Source organism: Enterobacter sp. 198 (assembly GCF_009025585.1).
Classification (GTDB): domain Bacteria; phylum Pseudomonadota; class Gammaproteobacteria; order Enterobacterales; family Enterobacteriaceae; genus Enterobacter; species Enterobacter ludwigii.
This window is the reverse complement of record NZ_WCIM01000035.1, coordinates 3,124-3,419: the sequence shown is the minus strand read 5'-3', so window position 1 is coordinate 3,419 and position 296 is coordinate 3,124. Positions and strand designations below refer to the sequence as shown.

General features: G+C 66.9%; 1 protein-coding gene. It reads right to left on the bottom strand.

What is annotated here, in order from left to right; translation table 11 throughout:
• Positions 1 to 249: MobC family plasmid mobilization relaxosome protein (locus F8561_RS24130; RefSeq protein ID WP_151888059.1), on the bottom strand; the 249-nt coding region annotated here is incomplete at its 3' end.
• Positions 250 to 296: the final 47 nt, after the last annotated feature.

Below are 296 nucleotides of genomic sequence, written 5' to 3'. Positions count from 1 at the left end.
GTCATGGCCGGTGCCGCCGCCGGCGTTAACACGGCGGGCTATCTGGTTCAGGTTATTGCCCATACCGGCAAGCTGGCGCAGCAGCGCCGGCGAGAGTGAGGGGAGCTTTCCGGTGCGCGCAGGCTTTTCGTCCAGGCAGGTCTGCCGCATCCACGCCGCCAGCGGCCTGCCGTCGCAGCGCTCAAGCAGCCGCCGGTGCTCGCCCTCCGTCACCCACATGGTGAGCATCTTGTTCCGTTTCTCTGACAAACCGGCCTCCTGATAACGCCGGGACGGGCGGGAAAGCCTTTCCCGGT